Raw genomic sequence first — 15,289 nt, forward strand, 5'->3', positions numbered from 1 at the left:
AGACGACGTTGGGAACAGGAGGACACGATCCATGCAACTCAAGGACAAGACGCTATTCAGGCAAGCAGCCCTGATCGGAGGATCGTGGGTTGAAGCCGATGCCGCAAATGCCATTGAGGTCAATGACCCTGCTTCAGGCGAGGTGATTGGCATCGTTCCCAAGCTTGGGGCCGCGGAGACGAAAGCCGCCATTGTGGCGGCCGAGAGGGCTCAGAAGGAATGGGCGGTGCGCACCGCGAAGGAGCGAGCCGGTGTCCTGCGTCGTTGGTTCGAACTGATGATGGAGAACCAGGGAGATCTTGGACGTATCCTCACACATGAGCAAGGCAAGCCGCTGGATGAGGCGAAGGGGGAGATCGCGTACGGCGCCAGTTTTGTGGAATGGTTCGCGGAAGAAGCACGCAGGATCTACGGCGATATTGTTCCCGGGCATCAGCGAGACAAGCGTATCCTGGTGATGAAGCAGCCGATCGGCGTGGTGGCGGCGATTACACCTTGGAATTTTCCCAACGCCATGGTCACACGAAAAGCCGGCCCTGCGCTGGCCGCCGGCTGCGCCATGGTGCTTAAACCTGCCTCGCAAACCCCGTTCTCCGCAATCGCTCTTGGCGTCCTTGCGGAGCGGGCCGGCCTTCCAGCCGGGCTGCTTAGCGTCATTACCGGTTCGGCTCGCGAAATTGGCGGGGAGATGACCAACAACCCTATGGTGCGGAAACTCACCTTCACCGGTTCTACCGAGATCGGCGCTGAGCTGTATCGCCAATGTGCTCCGACCATCAAGAAACTCGGGCTGGAACTCGGCGGGAACGCCCCATTCATCGTGTTCGACGACGCCGATCTCGATGCGGCGGTCGAAGGAGCGTTGATAGCGAAATTCCGCAATAACGGTCAGACCTGCATCTGCGCCAATCGCTTCTACGTGCAGGATGCTGTCTATGATGCTTTCGCCAACAAACTTGCCGCCGCTGTCGGCAAACTGAAGATCGGGAACGGGTTCGAGGAAGGGGTTGCGCTCGGGCCGCTTATTGATGCACCCGCACTTGTCACGATCGAAGCGCATGTCTCGGACGCCGTTGCGAAAGGAGCACGCATCGTCCATGGCGGGCGGCGCCATGGGCTGGGCGGCACGTTCTATGAGCCTACCGTCCTTGCGGACGTCACCCCGCGAATGTCCGTCGCCAAGGAGGAAACCTTCGGTCCGCTTGCCCCGCTTTTCCGCTTTGCGGACGAGCCGGACGTAATCTCGCAAGCCAATGACACTGAATTCGGCCTCGCCTCTTACTTCTACGCCAAAGATCTGTCGCGAGTGTTTCGCGTCGCTGAGGCACTTGAATACGGAATGGTCGGCGTCAACACCGGGCTGATCTCCACAGCCGAGGCGCCCTTCGGCGGCATCAAGGCCTCCGGTCTGGGCAGGGAGGGGTCGCCCTACGGCATCGAGGAGTTCACTGAAATCAAATACGTGTGTCTCGGTGGCATCACCTAAGAAGGCGTGGCGAGTTCCTCGCGATTTGTTGCTGCAGCGGCTTCCGACCCCCTGAAGCAACAGCAAACGCTCGGGGCCACGTTTCCGAAAGCGAAGCTTCATTCGCCGCGCTGTCGAGACCAAGGGCGCGGGAAAAGATAGAACCTTTCGTTGACTGCAACAGGCTCGATCACTCGAGCACGGGTATCGCTGCATTCGTGTCCAATGCCTGCTTCGGGCTGCGTGTGCGAGTTGAGCCGGATGGCTTTCGGAAAAAGCAACAACCAGCCGCATCTCTGTCGGGGAGTGCGCGTCTTCTTGGTCGAACTCAATCGTCTAAATGGCTGGCTGGCTGCTATTCGTTTTGCGACCTCCGAAGCGGACAGCCCGCTTGCGGCCCCTTCCCAGTCGTTGAACTTACATCAGAGAGGACTGTTCAACGATGGGCGCAACCTGCCACTCCACCGCCACTAGTCGCTGTTTTTTCGTGATGCATTGGTGTGCCATGAGACAGGATCAGCGACCCACCGATTGATGTCCGACTCCCTCCATCCCGCACCGTTTAAGCTGATCTTGACCTGGGCCGGGAACGTGCCTTCGCCGATTTTTCGGTACATCGTCGAGCGGGACAAGCCGGTCCGCGCGAGGACGGTCTTAAGGCGAATGATACGATCCAGTTCAGGCATGGCTGCCTTGTCTTTCGCTGAGAGCATTTGGCACCTGCTGGAACCAGACAGGACAACCCAAGGTCGCCGCGCAATCAGATTTGTCATCGCGTCGATCTGGGGCGTGAAAACGGCGGCGAATCGGAGGGTTTAGATTCCTATGCCACGGCCGCTGCCAATGCCGTGGTTGAAAGCGAGTTCCACACCCAGACGCCGGCCGGATTCGACCTGGATGCCAAGCGCCTTCTTATGATTGGCCAGTAGGGATTCAAGTTGAGGATCGCGTTCAAGGCTCTTGGCCATATCGGACATGGCCGAACGCGTTGACTTGTAGCCGGACATGTCGCCGGTCTGATATTGCTCCCGTCCCGTCCGATCGAGCTTTTGCCAGCGTTCGACGAAACGGTCGGCGCGGCGGCCGGGATCGATGTCCATCCCGGTGCGGATTTCCGTTTCAAGCTGGAGAGCAAGCACGATTCGATTGACGCGGCCGGCACCCGCTTCACGAACCAGCTCGGGATTTTTCACATAAGCCGCTTCAGCATCGCGCCAGCCATACGGCCGCACCTTCTCGAAGGCGCTACGTGCATCCCTCAACTCGCGCATCTGCTCGGGACTGCCCAGCCCATCCGCATTTCCGTTGTGCGATGTCGCGTCGAGAGCGCGTGCGTGACGAACAAGCGCCTTCGTACGAGCGCTTCGCAACGCCGCTTCCGCGTCCACCGGCACATTCGCGGCGCGTGGCACTCCGGTGGCGAGATTTCCTCTGCCGGGCGTCGCGTCTGCATCTCCGATCCGCACCCCAACACTCTCCCTTCCCGGCCCAGGTCCACGTTCCTGCATGGGCTCGCCGTCTGCGGGCGAGCGCAACCCGTCCAGCAATCCGCCGATCCTGTCGCGCAGCTTCTCCGGAACGATCCGGCGCACAATCTCGACCACGCGCTCGCGGAACGTGATGCCGCGCCGCTCGGCATAGCTGTGCGCTGAGTCGACCTGCTTGTAATCCAACGCCATGTCCTTGGCGCGGTCCCGTGACAGCGTGCGGTCCAGCCGGTCCCGCGTACTGAAGTCGTCGCCGCCATAATGCAGCTCCATGCTGTCTCGATGCCGCGACAGTGCGACGTAGCTGCCATGCGCATCCATGCCCGGCGTGGCGAGCACATGGGTCCGGTCGACGGTCATGCCCTGCGCCTTGTGAATGGTTGCGGCATTGCCGTGGTCGATGTGCGCGTAGTCTTTCAGGTCGAACCGCACCGACCTGCCATCATCGGTGCGCACGGTCATGCCTTGTTTGCTGACTTCTTCCACAATGCCGAGCGTGCCGTTCTTGACGCCAAGCCCGCGCTCGTTGCGCAAGAACATGACCCGGTCGCCGCTGGCGAAGTTTCTTGGGCCGCGTTCCACATCCACCTGAACCTCGTCGCCGAGATCGCCAGCAGCGCGCATGCGCTCGCGCGCTGCCTGGTTCAGGGCGCGCACCTCGTCGTTTGTGTGGGTGAGAATGATCCGGCTTGCCTCTGGATGGGCCTGCCTGTCGCGATCCCAGCGCTCGACGAGTTCACCTCGCGCCTCATTGCGCGTTGCAGCCTGATGCACCATTCCTTGCGCGTCATAGGCGCCGATCGCGGCGCCGATCCTGCCGGTTGCCAGATCGCGCGTGGCATCACGCTGCCAGTCCTCGCGCTGCCGGCGCACCTGACCGATTTCGACGCCGCCGTGTCGCTCGCGAATCGAGCGGAATGCAGCGCCGGCTTCGATTGCCTGCAATTGCTGCGGGTCGCCGACGAGGACGATTTTTGCGCCAACGTCCGCCGCATGGGAAAGCACGCGCTCCAACTGGCGCGTGCCGACCATGCCGGCCTCATCGATCACCAGCACATCGCGGGCGGTGAGCAGATCGCGGTTCTGTCCCCAGCTATGTTCCATACTGGCGATGGTGCGTGACAAGATGCCCGATCCGCTTTCGAGATTCTCGGCGGCAATGCCGGAGAGTGCCGCACCTCGAACCTCGTAGCCCGCCGCTGCCCATGCTTGGCGCGCAACGCCAAGCATGGCGCTCTTGCCCGTTCCGGCAAACCCGACAACGACACCAAGACCGCGACCATCGGTGATATGCGCAAGCGCATCGGTCTGCTCACGTGACAGGACAAGCCCGCGTTGCGCAGCCCGCGCCAGCGCTGCGTCGCGATGTGCCTCACTCACCGCGTGTCGCTCGTCCAAATCGATACGCTCCGCAGCGCGGTGAAGGCGCTGTTCGGTCTCGATCATCTGCCGGGTGGTAAAACGGTCTTCGCCGCGTCCGTCCTTGCCGAGTTCGACCAGATCGGGTGCGTTGCTGATGGCTGCCACCACCTCGTTGAACTGCTCCATTCCGTCGCTGTGGCGATGCGAGAACTTCGCAATGTCTTTTCGGGTGAAGGTCGATTGCTGATGCGTGATGGCATCGAGCGCCAGGGATGGATCGGCAATAATGCGCGCACCATTGTTGCGTGCGATCTCGCGATGCAGTTCGGCGCGATCTGCTTCAGTGTCGCCAGCGTCCAGGCCACTGCTCTCGATGCGTTGGGCTGGCGCACCAATCTGCGTCTGCGGCTCCAGGGCAATGCCCTGCGCTTCCAGGCTGCGATGATCGATGCGCACGTCGATGTCCAGTTCGGCCAGCCGTTCATTGGCCAGCTCCGCCCACCGCTCGCGCCAGCGCTCAACCATCTGGGTAGCATTCCAGTCTCGAACCTTCGGACCAAATCCGTTCTGGTCCACGGACCGCATGGTCAGCATGACGTGGGCATGCGGTTTGGGGCTGCCATCCTCCGCCCTGTCCCAATGCACATTGAGATCGGCCACCATGCCCCGGCTGACAAACTCGACTTGTACAAAGTCGCGCGCCAGTTCGATGCCTTCCGCCTGGCTGAGTTCGCGCGGGAGCGCAAACTCGACCTCGCGGGCAAGCTGCGCATCCTTGCGGACTTCGAACGCCTCGACATCGTTCCACAGCCGTTCGCGGCCGCGCCAGGCTTCGGGTGCATTCGCAGGCAGCATCACTTCGGAATGGACGACACCACGTTTGGCTGAAAAATCATGGCTGCGTTCGATCCGCGCGTCACGCAATCGCGAAGCCGAGCGGTATGCGGCCGACGCCACGGCGCTTGAGCCTGCCTTGCGGCCAATGACCTTGACGTGAAGATGATAGATCGCCATCGCGACAGGATCATTTACACGTCAAAGCGCACGTCGGCACGACGTATAAGCGCGCCCTCCCTCGAAAAAATCTCGGGATGGACCAGCCCGTCCCGGGCTGTCTCGGCAACGCTGAAGCCTTCCGGCGGACGCTCGCCTATCATTGCTGTATAGACAACCGACGGAGACAGCCATGCGCAAACCACGAGACTTCGACGCGGAGCTGAAAGCGCTGGAAGAAAAAGCGCGCGAGCTCAAGACGCGAAAGATGCAGCAGCTTGGCGAACTGGTGATCGCCACCGGCGCCGATCAGCTCAGCAGCGACGAACTGGCCGGTGCACTGGTCGCAATTGCCGAGACGAAAGACATCTCAAAGCGTGAAGCATGGGCTAAGCGTGGGGTGATGTTTTTCGAGAGCAGGTCCCGGCGAACTGCTTCGGCATCTTAGCGCAACCCACGCGGCACTCAAGCGCAACAAGGCAGCACACAATCGCCGGCAAGCGGCTCTGGCTCGCAATGACATGCGCACCTGGCAGGTCGAGCGACGCCAGCGCACGCGACAGCTCATCGAACTTGGCGGTCTCGTCGTCAAGGCAGGCATCGTTGATCTGACCAACGACGATCGCACCACCATGTACGGCGCGCTGCTTTGGATCGCCGCCAAACTGCAGAGCGATGAAGGCGATCATGCTCGGGACCTATGGAATGCGAAGGGGAAGCTGGCGTTTGCATCGGAATGGCATGAAGACCAAAAGAGCCAGCGAACATAGCGGTGGTCGCCGAGCGGCGAACGATCCAAGCCGCCCATTAAGTCACACTTGGCCAACAACCACTCCTACACGGTCGAGCGGAGCGGATGGAAATTGATGGCCATTGTTGCTGCAGTCGGCCGCCTTGCGAGCCTGCGGCCCTGCTCTGCACAGGCGGCATTGGCGGGGAAGCGAGGGGAAGTTCCTCGCTTCCCATCGAGTCGACAAGGGTATCCGCAGGCGATCAGAACGATGAAAGCGAAGCTTACTCTTATAGTGTTGTGCAAGAGATTTGGATTTTACAGAGAAACGTACTATTCCTCGGTGGCGGCACGGGGAAATCAAACGTCGCTCAATTCGTCCGACACAATAAGAGGAAGTTATATGACCACTGCTCTCCAACAATACGGCCAGCTGGATACCGTGTCGATAGCGGCCGACATCGTCGCCGCCTATGTGTCGAACAATCCACTACCGGTCGGCGAGTTGCCGAAATTGATCGGCGATATCCATGCCGCTCTGAAAGGCATCGGCACGCCGGCGGTAGAACCTATGATCAAGCAGGAGCCGGCAGTATCGATCAAGAAGTCGGTGACGCCGGACTTCATCATCTGTCTGGAAGACGGAAAGAAATTCAAATCGCTCAGGCGGCATCTTCAGCATTTTAACCTCACCCCTGACCAATACCGGCAGAAGTGGAACCTGCCTGCCGATTACCCGATGGTGGCACCGAACTACGCGGCCACCCGCTCGGCTCTGGCGAAGGCATCAGGGCTCGGGCGCAAGGCGGCTGCGCCTCCTGCCGCGGCGGAAAAACCAAAGCGGGATGCTCGCTCGGCAGCAGCGAGAACAGCTGCGGCAGCCATCAAGTCACCAGTGAAGAAGGCGCGCAAGGCACCGGCCAAAGCGTAGCGCGCTGGACCTGGCGGACGACGTGCCAGGCTGTGTAGGACCTGAACATGGCAAAGCCCCGCCTTGCGGCGGGGCTTCGTGTCAAGTCGGATCACTCTGCGGTGCGGCGGGACCAGATGAGCGAAAAGTCGCCCTCGGTGTCTGTCTCGACCAGGCTCGCATAGATCGGAGCGGGGAAGCTGGGATCGTCGAGCTTGACGGAGTGGTAGTCGCGGCCCTCGCGCGAGGTCTTCTTCCATGCCGCCCCGAACTCCGTGGCGCCGGCGAAGATTCGGAAGTCGGGCTCCTTTTCATTTTCGCCATCGGCCGGAGAGAACGTCACCGTCTTGACGTTGAGGTTGAGGGTCTTGACCGAACCGGAGAAGCCGTTCGCGGTGCGCGAGAATGTGCCGATCGTAGCCATTTTGGTGGTTCCTTCTGTTTTCTCGGGCCGCGCCCGTCGCGGCCTCGATGGTGGTCGTGAGACCGGAGACGATCGGTCCGCACCCACCGGGGTCCCCGTTGCGCTTGCGCAATGGGGTGGTCCTTAGGGGCTGAAACGAAGTGGAGGATGGCGACGCGAGGCTTCCTTGAACCGCGAGGAATGGACGCGCAGCGGCCAGGGGAAAAAACGCAGCGGCGTCGTTGCGGGGAGACGATCGAGACTGAGTGAGGCGAAGGCGGTCTTCGGTCAGACCCAATCCATTCGAGGACGCCCTGGGTGTGGCTTAGAACGAACCGGCGAGAGGAAACGCCAGTATGGCTACAATCGGTTATGGCCATCATCGTCCGCGCCGAAACGCTTCTACGCTTCGGCCAAAAGACGTTAGCTCAACCGCCAGGACAGTGTCAGTCACTACTCCAACCGGTGAAGAAGGGACGCCCGATTTCCCTGATCTTTGGGCTGCACCATCGCGTTCGGGGCGGTTCGAAAGCGTCCGAGAGATTGCTGAGGCAGCGGCTTCCAAGCCGCCCAATGCCGTGAGGATTTCCGATCTCACGGCTTATCTTGGTGACTGTGGTTGCCGCTGGCGCGCTAGTCGCGCAGACCGCCATCCAGCACAGCGAAAGTTTGCCGGATTTCAATGCATCGAACTGGTTCGGCTCGAAGCCGGCGCCGATCGCAGGCGTTGCATCGGTCATCGATGGCGACACGATCGAGATCCATGGCGAGCGAATCCGCTTCAATGGCATCGACGCGCCCGAGAGCAAGCAGTATTGCGACGACGGCAAAGGCGCTCGATAACTTCCTCGCGACCTCCAAGCCCGTGCAGTGCTCCTTTGTCTCCTGGGATCGTTACGGCCGCTTCGTAGGCGATTGCAGACGTGCTGACAGCACCAGCGTGGCATCTTGGATGGTGAAGCACGGCCACGCGCTGCATTGGCCCCGCTACAGCCTCGGGGCCTATGCAGGGCAACAGGCGAAGGCAAGGGCGGCAAAGGTCGGACTCTGGGTCGGAAAGTTTCAAGCGCCTTGGGATTGGCGTGCGGGGCATGCGGACAGGGCTCCAGCGATTAGCCAGCCTCTCGGGATCATCAACAACCAGGTGGCGCAGAGCTATTCCTGTCAGCCGTGGCGAACCTGCCCGCAGATCAGTTCGTGCGATGAAGCGAATTGGTATCTGGCCAATTGCTCTTGGGGTAGCAAGCTCGATCGCGACAAGGATGGCATTCAGTGTGAGAGCTTGTGCTAAACCGCTTTCTGCGGTGCTCGGACCATTCCCGCTCCACGGTCGACAAAGTCGAGTCCGGGAACAAAGCGGTTCAGATTACACCCTGCCAGCAACTGGGCGCGAACCGTTTCGCCGTTTGCTCGGCCATTGACTGTTTCGGCCCACTCCCACCAGAGAGCGGCGACACCGGCGACATGTGGGCATGCCATGCTTGTCCCACTATCGAGGCGTAGTTTGTCATCGAGCGCTGCGGAAAGAATATCGACTCCGGGCGCGCAAAGCTTCGGATTGATGTTGGAGAAGGGCGCTATGTGCAAGCCGGCAGAGGAACGACTCGCGGCACCCACCGAAACGATGTTTGGTGAGGCCGCCGCCGGCACACTGACGTCAATCACGAAATCTGGATTTTCGTCCCGTAGACTTTCATTCCCTGACGCTGCGACGATCACCATGCCTTTTCTGTCAGCCGTTTCTACTAAAAGAAAGTCGACAAGTGTCCGGAACAAGGCAATGTTTTCGCGATAGGCTTTCAATGCTTTAGATGTGGCGATTTTCTGTGGGTTGCCGCTGTCTTGCAAGCGCTGCTGCAGTGCTGGAAAGTCAAAACCAAGAGACATTGAGACAATATTCGCGCCTTCGCTATGTGCCCACTTCAATGCTTCGAGGACAGCAGATATGTTACCGCGACCATTGTCATCAAGCACCTTTCCGACGAGAATATCTGTGACCCCTCGTGCCACCCCAATTCTTTTTCCGTCGACATCGCGACCGAAAATAGTTCCTGCGCAGTGAGTACCATGGCCATGATTGTCCTGATCTGCGCCCGATGTGAAATTCTTTTGGGTTAGGTTTGCGCCGACAAAAGCGGGATGCTCTCCCCGAATCCCGGTGTCCAACACTGCGATCTTGACGCCAGCGCCAGAGAGGTCGGCGGAATTGCTACCAAGGACCTCAAGAACCCCCCATGCATCCTTGGCTTCCGACGAAACGCTGCGGCTCGCCGCAGACCTGGCCTTGCCGGCATGGATCGGTTCAATGAGCGAGAGCGGCATGTTGAGTGCCAGCAGACTGTTTGGATCCCTTCTTGCGTCTGCCGCCTGCCGCTCGTTAAGACTCGCCGTGTCGACGCTATGAACATGTCTTAAGGGTCTTTCGAGTCGCTTTGCAACAAGCGTCTCACCCGCGTTTGGATGTGATTCGCGTATGCTGCCAAGCATCTCATCGACTGACGGGTCCGGAAGAATGGCTCTTTTTCCGTCCGGTCCAAGTCGAAGGATCACATAATCGAGGTCTGCCAGGATACGTCTCCGTGCAACCAGATTTACACAAAGGAATTTCTGCAAGTACTATTGCCAGTTGGAGTGTTCAGGTGCAACGATTGTTTAGTCGGGTTGTTTCGACCCGGGGGTGACAAATGTCGGGAGTCTGGCAGGAGAACATTGTTCGCCTCTGTTCCGCCGATGGGCAGGCGCTCGGGACCGGGACGCTTGTGTCGACGCGGCAGAACGGGTTGTGCGTCCTGACCTGTGCGCATGTTCTCAACGCGGCCCTCGGTCGCGATGACTACTCGCAGGCCAGGCCCGGCGACGAAGCCGAATTCCTTTTTGATCTTCCGGCGAGATCGCGCGATCGCAAGTACCATGCGAAGCTGCTGGAGTGGTCGCCGCCGCGGCTGGCGATCGAACGGGTTGCGCAACCGGTAGGCGACATTGCGCTTTTGAAGATCGTTGAAGACATCCCGGCGAGCGTGCGGCCCTACTCGGCCGATGATCTTGTCGTTGACGAACTTGAAGATCGCTTGGTACGAAGCTTCGGCTTCTCGCAGCCTAACGGTGAATTTGCTGCGGGCCGACTGCTTGGTGGCGATGTCGGTGGCTGGGTGCATTTTACTGCCGATAGCATACAGGAATCGTTTATAGCCCCAGGCTTCAGCGGGGCGCCGCTTCTAGACGAGGAGCGCCGGTTCATCCTTGGAATGGTAGTTGCGGTCGATGACGATGCCGACAGCCGGATAGCCTATGCTCTTGGTACTCAGCTGATCTGGACAGCGTGCCCGCAGCTGGCGCGGCCATATCGAGGCCTGCGGGACTTCGGAGAGCGCGATCGGGCGTTCTTCTTCGGCCGCAAGATCTTCGTCGGCAAGCTGCGTGAGAAGCTCCGGACTTACCCGATAGTCGGCGTTGCCGGAGCATCGGGTTCGGGCAAGTCCTCCGTGGTCAAGGCCGGGCTGATCCCGGAGCTGCGCAAAGAACGCAACTGGACCGTTCTGAAGATGAGGCCGGCCGCCGATCCGTGGGCTGAGTTGGCGAAGGAGTTGATGCCGCTGCTGCATGAAAGGCTGCCGCTCGGCGAAGGGCTGGGCAAAGAGGAGGAGCTGACACAGAAGCTGCGGGACGATCCATTGCATCTTGGCACTTGCCTAAGAGGCATTGCCAAGGCACAGCGCAGTGACCAGATCCTGCTCTTCGTCGATCAGTTCGAGGAATTGTTCACGCAGGCCGGCCACGAGCCGGAGCAGCCTGCGGGCCGAGACGCAGTAAAGGCGAAGCGTCCGGACTTCCGCGACCTGATGATACGGACGGCTTGGCTCAAGGGGTCGCCATCGATTCAATGGATCTACACGTTGCGGGCCGACTTCGCTGGCCAGGCCTACCGTCACCCTGCTTTCGTCGAAGCACTTAAGGATGGCGAGGAGAAACTCGCCGACATGAACGGGACTGAGCTTCGCCAGTCGATCGCGGCACCGGCTCGCAACCTGATGGTCACATTCGAGGATGGTATCGATGGGGGCCCTTCGCTCAGCGAACGCATTGTCGACGCGGTGGAGGCCAGGCCGGGCTCGCTGCCGCTGATGGCGCACCTTTTGGAGAAGCTTTGGGAACTCCTCGAGCGGCGACAGATCACCCATGCGGCATATGACCGCCTGGGCGGCCTCGAGGGCGCACTCGACCGTCATGCCGATGAGGTCTTTGACAGGCTCTCCGAGGAACAGAAACTTAGTGCCCGGCAGCTCATGTCGCGGCTGGTGAAGGTCGAGGAGGGCAATGAGGCGACCCGGCGGGTGTCCACGCGCGAGCAACTGGGCGAGGACCTGTGGGAGGTGGCAGGCCTGCTCGCAGAGCCCGGCAGCCGGTTGCTGGTGATCCGCGGTACCGACGAAGGCGCGCGGCAGGCGGAGGTCCGAGAAGTTGACCGGCAGGCACGGCGGCAGACCGTCGAGGTGGCGCATGAGGCGCTACTGCGCAATTGGGGAAAGTTCCGCGACTGGCTGAAGCAGGACCTTGCCTTCCTGCTCTGGAGGCAAAGGCTAGGGCAGCGGTTAACGGACTACGACGAAGCGATTGATAAAAGCGGTGTCCGCCTCTTTGGCACCCCGTTGCAAACTGCGCTCGGTTGGCTCCAGACTCGAAGGAACGATCTGTCGAAAAACGAACAGGAGTTCATCGAAACATCCGCCCTTGAAAGCGACCGCGCCGAGGCGGAGCGCCGCGAACAGGAGGATAAACTTAAGCAACAGCAGGTTGAGATCATAAAGCGACAACGCCAATTTATCGTTGTCGCAATTGTTCTCGCAGCATTAGCTGTCGGCTTTGGTGTGTACGCGGTCACGCAAAGATGGTCTGCCGACGACGCGCTTCGGCAAGCTTTGATCACGCAATCCCAAATGTCTGTCAGGCTGTCAGACGAGCAGCTTGCCGCCGGCAATCCAAATGAAGCCCTAGCCACCGCCCTTACAGGTTCGCAAACAACGGATTTGAATGATTTCGATAGACCAATAGTCCCTGACATCGCGGTAGCGGTTTCAAGGGCTGTCGCCCAGCAGAATGTTAGTGAGTCTTTGCGGGGGCATTTGGACTCTGTCGTCAAAGTTTATCCAGGGCCTGAAGGCACATTCGTCCTTACCGTTGGAGCAGATGCGACTGTCAGTTTTTGGAAACAAAGAGAGGGCTACCCCCACCGCTTGATAAAAACTGTCCGAGTCCTAAACGACATCCTAGCAATATCTGCGACCAAACACCTGGTCGCCTTCTTGTCAGAAGACCGTACTGTCGGCTTATGGGATCCGTCCGAGAACGAGTCAAAAATAGATTATCTTAAATCTAACAATTCTCCCAAGAGGTTAGTGCTGAGTGACAACGGGGAGCTTCTTGCTGAAGCCGGAAGCGATGGTCAAGTTGTCGTGTGGAACGTGCCTAGTAAGAAGGTCATATGGCAGGCGCCGTCTCCGGTCTCTGACATTACATTCATGGCTATTGATCCGGCCTGGCCATGTTTAGTGGCCGCTACTGCGGGAGGGAGAATCCTAAAATGGGACCTGAAGAGTGCGGTCGAGCCCTCCGTGCAGGCAGCATCGGGCCACCTGATCGATGGTAGCTTTGTGCGCCACGGCCAATTCATATACACGACAGATGACGGAGGAGTTTGGTCGACACCGGTGTTAACCTGGTCAGCGACGACTAAACTGGGCAGCCACGACCGATTGGCAACTTCGATTGCCGTTTCTCATGACCAGAATCTTGTTGCTACAACTTCGATCGATGGCACGGCTTTGATATGGAACGCTACAAATCTTAGTCGCTGGAGACGTCTCAGGCCACACTTGACTTCTTGGATCAATGCCTCCGCCTTTTCACCTGATGGAACTAAATTAGCTCTTGCGAGCGACGGCAGCAACATTTCGATTTGGGATCTTGGGTCTGACGACCGCTACCCTTCTGAAGTGGCTATTCTACGCGGTCATTTGGGAACTGTGCTCGACCTCCGTTTTAGTCCAGATGGAAAATGGCTTGCAAGTGGTTCCACGGATGGCACGGCGCGACTGTGGAAAATACATACGAACGAAACACCTTATCTTCGCCAAGCGCACACCGGCCCCGCGCTACATGTACAATCTGCCGGGGGTGACTTCATTCTTTCAGCGGGACTCACAGATAAAGAGCTGCGGGTGTGGGCGTCGGACGGCCCCTTCCCCATTCGTTCAACTCAACTTCATTATGTACCGAGCGCTCTCGCCCTTTCCGCGGACGGTACGCGCGCTTTCGTAGGCACTCGGGCGGGAGAGCTCATTCTCTTTACAAAGTCGATACCGTCACAGGTGGTATTCTCCAAGGACAACGGCGTAGTAACGTCCCTCGCCCTTTCGCCGGATGGTAGCCTGTTGGCTGCCACTGGGCTTTCGGGCCATCTGCTACTCTGCCAGGTCCAGATCGCAAAACCCAAATGTGAAAATTTGACAGAACTGCCGGGTTGGGGAACCTCAGTCACGTTCAGCCAAGATGGCCGGTGGCTGGGCGCCTCTTCGAATGCAGCTGACGCCAGGACCGGGATCGGATTGATATGGAACTTGGTGCAACATACGAGTGGCCCCCTTTTGATTGGGCACATGGAAAGGGTATCATCAATCCGATTTGATACTTCTGGCAATAAGGCGGTTACGATATCGTGGGATGGGACGGCTCGTATTTGGGGTACTGCGACTGGGAAGGAGCTTGCCCGACTTGTAGGACACAAAGGCAATATAGTCTCAGCCGCTTTCAGCCCTGACGGCGAAATGTTGGCCACAGCGTCTTACGATAGAACTGTTCGACTATGGCTCGTTGGAGGCCTGAACGAGTCCTCTTCCACGAAGATGATAGACGCTACGAACGTACTCACAGTTCAGGGCGCTGATCTAAACAAAGTTGAATTTGACGATAGTAGTACGCTCGTTGCAAGTTCCTCGACCGATGGAACTGTGCGGATTTGGTTTGCTCGCAGCGGGGAGCTCCGATCAATACTGACGGGCGATGGATCACCGCTAGTTAGCATGTCAATTTCTCCTGACGGTCGACAAGTGGTGGGAAGCAGTCAGGACGGCGCCCTGTTGAAATGGGACCTTTCAGCAGTTCTTTCCCTACCAGACGAACAGCTAGTGTCATTCGGGCGAAGTGTGGTGCCCCTGGCGGGCGCTATTACTGCAAAGGACGAAACTCCATTGTTAAAGGATCACTTGTCATCGTCGGAGGCGCATTGCAGATTTGAGAAGCCGGCGTCGCTTGGCTTGCCTCCTCATTGGGTATTGGGATCAAACAGAGCTCGCGAGTTGCTGATAATTCCGGAGGCATGCTCGCGCTTCGCAGGCGCGCTGAACTCAGGTTCCATCGCCGCTGCGCGGATTGCCGAGGCCGAAGGGGACTATGAGACGGCCAAGCGCGATTATAGCTCGGCGCTGAAAGAGGGCAACGACGAGGGGCATGTAGGCTTAGGGGATCTTGCGTTTCTGTATGGCGTCGATTTGGGCACCGCATCGGATGTCGAGCGTGAATACACCTTGGCAAGAGACGCAGGCGTAGACAAAGCGGCATCACGTCTCGGCTGGCTTATGATCAATGACATTCCAAAAGCAAAGGAGTATTTTCGCGAAGCTGCAAAGCAACAAGATGCAGATGGCTATGCCGGGCTCGCCTGGATCCACGAGCAAGCAAACGCTTCTCTAGGGGATCTTTCCGAAGCCTTCTCTAACTATGTCATAGCCCAGCATCTATACGAAATTAATGGAGAGACTTCTTTAGCAAATATGATCGCAGATCGACGTGCGATGATAGCACGGCTCTTAGAGCCTAATCTGGCAGCTAAATTGCTCGTCTCATCGAGGGCGCAAGCCAATGACTAAGTTGGCACGCTTATTTT

General features: G+C 59.0%; 9 protein-coding genes and 2 pseudogenes. 7 read left to right on the top strand and 4 right to left on the bottom strand.

From position 1 onward, the window contains the following. The first annotated feature begins 31 nt into the window (after nt 1–31). The gene (gene gabD / locus NKJ88_RS01275) at nt 32–1,486 is read left to right on the top strand and encodes an NADP-dependent succinate-semialdehyde dehydrogenase (protein ID WP_352443411.1); all 1,455 of its coding nucleotides are present in this window, start codon (nt 32–34) and stop codon (nt 1,484–1,486) included. A 449-nt stretch (nt 1,487–1,935) separates the two neighbouring features. Here the strand turns inward: gabD and NKJ88_RS01280 are convergent, their stop codons facing one another. Both NKJ88_RS01280 and traA read right to left on the bottom strand, forming a co-directional pair. Continuing rightward, on the bottom strand, nt 1,936–2,151 hold the full coding sequence (locus NKJ88_RS01280; protein WP_032998854.1) for a helix-turn-helix transcriptional regulator: 216 nt from the start codon (nt 2,149–2,151) through the stop codon (nt 1,936–1,938). 129 nt (nt 2,152–2,280) lie between these two features. Then, nucleotides 2,281–5,328 carry a Ti-type conjugative transfer relaxase TraA gene (traA, locus tag NKJ88_RS01285; RefSeq protein WP_352443412.1) on the bottom strand — a complete coding sequence of 1,016 codons (3,048 nt, stop codon included), beginning with the start codon at nt 5,326–5,328 and terminating at the stop codon, nt 2,281–2,283. A gap of 172 nt (nt 5,329–5,500) precedes the next feature. Between traA and NKJ88_RS01290 the strand changes: the two are divergent. The 3 genes and pseudogenes from NKJ88_RS01290 to NKJ88_RS01300 all read left to right on the top strand — a co-directional run. Continuing rightward, nucleotides 5,501–5,827: pseudogene (locus NKJ88_RS01290) on the top strand (conjugal transfer protein TraD). Nucleotide 5,828: 1 nt separating this feature from the next. Then, nucleotides 5,829–6,077 (top strand): conjugal transfer protein TraD, encoded by a 249-nt coding sequence (locus NKJ88_RS01295; RefSeq protein ID WP_352443413.1) that lies wholly within the window; start codon nt 5,829–5,831, stop codon nt 6,075–6,077. A 363-nt stretch (nt 6,078–6,440) separates the two neighbouring features. Then, a pseudogene (locus NKJ88_RS01300) lies at nt 6,441–6,887 on the top strand (Ros/MucR family transcriptional regulator); the annotation flags it as partial. A 172-nt stretch (nt 6,888–7,059) separates the two neighbouring features. On the opposite strand, the gene NKJ88_RS01305 reads toward NKJ88_RS01300, so the two are convergent. Continuing rightward, a complete protein-coding gene (locus NKJ88_RS01305; protein ID WP_352443414.1) occupies nt 7,060–7,371 on the bottom strand; it encodes a DUF736 domain-containing protein in 312 nt (103 codons plus the stop codon). A 588-nt stretch (nt 7,372–7,959) separates the two neighbouring features. On the opposite strand from NKJ88_RS01305, the gene NKJ88_RS01310 reads away from it, so the two are divergent. Further along, nucleotides 7,960–8,193: a thermonuclease family protein gene (locus tag NKJ88_RS01310; protein ID WP_352443415.1), complete on the top strand. Its 234-nt coding sequence runs from the start codon at nt 7,960–7,962 to the stop codon at nt 8,191–8,193. Further along, on the top strand, nt 8,135–8,641 hold the full coding sequence (locus NKJ88_RS01315; protein WP_352443416.1) for a thermonuclease family protein: 507 nt from the start codon (nt 8,135–8,137) through the stop codon (nt 8,639–8,641). The genes NKJ88_RS01310 and NKJ88_RS01315 overlap by 59 nt, the downstream gene beginning before the upstream one ends. Here NKJ88_RS01315 and NKJ88_RS01320 read toward each other — a convergent pair. Next, entirely contained in the window at nt 8,638–9,963 is a 1,326-nt protein-coding gene (locus tag NKJ88_RS01320; RefSeq protein WP_352443417.1) for a S8 family peptidase, read from the bottom strand. The two genes, NKJ88_RS01315 and NKJ88_RS01320, sit on opposite strands and share 4 nt — an antisense overlap. Before the next feature lie 71 nt (nt 9,964–10,034). Between NKJ88_RS01320 and NKJ88_RS01325 the strand changes: the two genes are divergently transcribed. Next, complete coding sequence (locus NKJ88_RS01325) at nt 10,035–15,272, top strand: nSTAND1 domain-containing NTPase (RefSeq protein WP_352443418.1); 5,238 nt, start codon at nt 10,035–10,037, stop codon at nt 15,270–15,272. The last annotated feature ends 17 nt before the right edge of the window (nt 15,273–15,289 follow it).

Source organism: Mesorhizobium sp. M0016 (assembly GCF_040324035.1).
GTDB lineage: Bacteria > Pseudomonadota > Alphaproteobacteria > Rhizobiales > Rhizobiaceae > Mesorhizobium.